Source organism: Pseudomonas sp., from assembly GCF_035277045.1.
Classification (GTDB): Bacteria; Pseudomonadota; Gammaproteobacteria; order Pseudomonadales; family Pseudomonadaceae; genus Aquipseudomonas.
The window spans coordinates 1-2,812 of record NZ_DATELE010000077.1 but is presented as its reverse complement, the minus strand read 5'-3'; the positions used below and the strand labels follow the sequence as shown (position 1 = coordinate 2,812).

Below are 2,812 nucleotides of genomic sequence, written 5' to 3'. Positions count from 1 at the left end.
CGAGCAGGGTGCCCTGCTTCATCTTGGCCAAGCGGTCGACATGCTTGCCCAGCCATTGCTGCTTGGGCAGGCCGGTCACCGTCTCGAAGCGGTCGGACAGGTACGTTACCCGGCCCTCGGTATCGATTTCCCAGATCCAGTCGGAACTGGCTTCGGCGACGTCGCGAAACCGCGATTCGCTCATCGCCAGAGCGGCCTGGCTGCTGCGCAGCAACGCGTGGCTGCCATCCAGGGCGCGCGCGGCTCTGCTGGTGCGCCGCGACATTACCCAGGTGGTCAGAAAGATCGTGCAGCCGGCAAGGATGATCATCGGCAACACCAAGAGGATCATCCGCCGCCCTGGCCGCGCCGCTTGCCACTGCAGTTCAATGACCTCCCCATGCTCGGCCCGCAGCGTCACCCGCGGCTCGCTTGTGTCATCGGCGACTGCCACGCGCAGCCCTGGAATGCCAAGGGCCTGGCCCATTTCGTCGAGCTTGGCCGGATCTAGCACCTTGACCATCATCATCACCGAGGCAATCCCGCCATCGGGCCGCACGGTGGGGTCGGTGCCAGGGGTGATGGCTGCGGCCCCGATCAGCGTGGGGATGCCGTGCAGCGTCGTCAGCAAGGTCAGGGCATCTTCATCGGCGGCCCGCGCCCGGGCCTTGCGCGCCAATTCGCGGACCGGGCGGCCCGTCCAGTCGGCTGCCGTGACCGTCTGGTACTGGCCGTCTATGACCGAGTAGACGGTCTTGCCGGCTGGATTCACGACAAACAGGCCCTGGAAACCAAAGTCCTCGAACAGCGCAGGGCCGAAGTTTTCCCGGACATAGGCCCACTCGACATCCACCGTGCTGTGCAAGTGCCTGTAGGCATCACCCCAGAAGGCGTAGTCCTTGACGGTCAGCTTCAGCGACCGCTGCGCCGCGCCCAGGCTTTTTTGCACCAGCGACTGGGCCTGCTGTTGCTCCGCCCGGTCCAGCCCGTGGGCGAAATACAGCGCCAGCGCTGCCGCCATGGCGAAGACAACGCCCAGGATCGCGGAAAACAGAAGCGAAGAGGCCTGTGCCAGCCTGGCGCTGGTGTGCGGTTCAACAGAGGGATAAGAACGAGTACCAACGGATCTGGGCATGGAAGGCCTGGCGGATTGTGCTGAACCAATCCATCACTATCGGCCAGCAACGGGCTTTCATGAGCGCGCCAGCGCGGCCAGGCCAAGCTCGGGGAACAGCGCCTCGACCCGGGCGATATCAGCGTGCATTTCCTCTATGATCCAGCCCCTTACCGCTTCGACCACCGGCCGGGCTGGCCGTCCGGCTGGCACTACCAGGCAGCAGCAGCGCGAGGTGATTCGAGGCGCGCCGGCAGGCACCAGCTCGCCCCTGCCCAGCCAGTGCGAGACCACGTTGAGCCAGCCCTGTGCCATGCCTTGGCCAAGCAGGGCCGCCTGTACCACCACCGCGTAGTCGGAGAACACCAGGGCACTGTCCGAGCGTCCCGGCAGCTGCAGCGCGGATGTCCAGACCCGGTCCTGCGTATCCATGCTGATCAGCGTCGCCATGGCGCCACGGTCGAAGACCTCGGTGTGGTACTGGCGATTGCAGACCGGCAGGATGATTTCTGGAAGCACCAGCGTATCGGTGGCCTTCAGGCTGCCGGCGTCGATGAAGCGCATGCCCAGGTCGACGTCCACCAAGGGACCACCGATGCGCCCCGATATCAGCTGGTAGCGCATGTCGACCGAAGGGAACCGCTGGTTGAACCGGCTCATGCGCGGCATCAGCCAGTGGGTGGTGAAGGCCGTGGACACCGACAGCGTCACGGTTTCGGTCCCGGTAGCCCTGGCTTCGATCTCGCTGATCGCCGACTCGATGGTACTGAAGCCTTCCTGGACCCGCCGGAACAGCAGGCTGCCGCTTTCAGTCAGGCGCGCGCCACCGCGCATGCGCTCGAACAGCTGCACGCCCAGGCGCTCCTCGAGCCGTGACAGCATGCGGCTGACCGCGGGCTGGCTGACGCACAGTTCATCGGCGGCACGGGTGAAACTGCCACAGCGCGCCGCTGCTTCGAAAACGAACAGTGAGCTGGAACTGGGGAGCTTTCGGCGAAGGTTCGGCATGACCTGAGTTTATGGCTGGGCAAACTATTAGTAAATTGCCGGACGCAGAACCGCGCCACTATCCTCAAGGGCGCCGATCCGGCACCAGACATTTCTCATACTTAGCAGCCAGAGGCCCGCCGCTATGGAACATGCCCTGAAGTTTTACATCGACGGACGCTGGGTCGACCCTGTAGGCACAGACCGCCTTGCCGTCATCAACCCCGCGACCGAGCTGCCGTTGGGCGAAATCGCGATGGGTGGCCAGGCTGACGTCGATGTGGCGGTGGCAGCCGCGAAGCGCGCCTTTCCCGCCTTCGCCAGGACCTCGCCAGAGGAGCGCCAGCAGTTGCTGCGGCGCATCCTGGCCGCGTTTCTCGAGCGCTACGATGACATCGCCGAGGCGATCCTGCAGGAAGTCGGCGCGCCGAGGGCCCTGGCCCACGAATGGCAGGCCGGCATTGGCAGGCGCCATCTGGAGGCGCTGATTGCCAGCCTGGAAACGTTCGCGTTCCGCTCGCTGCAAGGCAGTACCTTGATCAACCACGAGCCTGTGGGCGTCGTGGCCCTGATCACCCCCTGGAACTGGCCGGTCAACCAGATCGTCTGCAAGGTCGCCCCTGCGCTTGCGGCGGGCTGCACCATGGTGCTCAAGCCCAGCGAGGTCGCACCGTTCAATGCGCTGATCTTTGCCGAGGTGATGCACAGCGCTGGGGTCCCGCCCGGGGTGTT

General features: G+C 65.1%; 3 protein-coding genes. 1 reads left to right on the top strand and 2 read right to left on the bottom strand.

Annotated features, from left to right (window positions below; all coding sequences use genetic code 11):
• Both VJS90_RS03240 and VJS90_RS03235 read right to left on the bottom strand, forming a co-directional pair.
• Positions 1-1,114: CHASE4 domain-containing protein (locus tag VJS90_RS03240; protein WP_324119046.1), on the bottom strand; the 1,114-nt coding region annotated here is incomplete at its 3' end.
• Between the two features lie 57 nt (positions 1,115-1,171).
• Entirely contained in the window at positions 1,172-2,101 is a 930-nt protein-coding gene (locus VJS90_RS03235) for a LysR family transcriptional regulator (protein WP_324119044.1), read from the bottom strand.
• Positions 2,102-2,225: 124 nt separating this feature from the next.
• Between VJS90_RS03235 and VJS90_RS03230 the strand changes: the two genes are divergently transcribed.
• Positions 2,226-2,812, top strand: a 587-nt coding sequence (locus VJS90_RS03230) for an aldehyde dehydrogenase family protein (RefSeq protein ID WP_324119042.1), incomplete at its 3' end; no start/stop codon positions are given.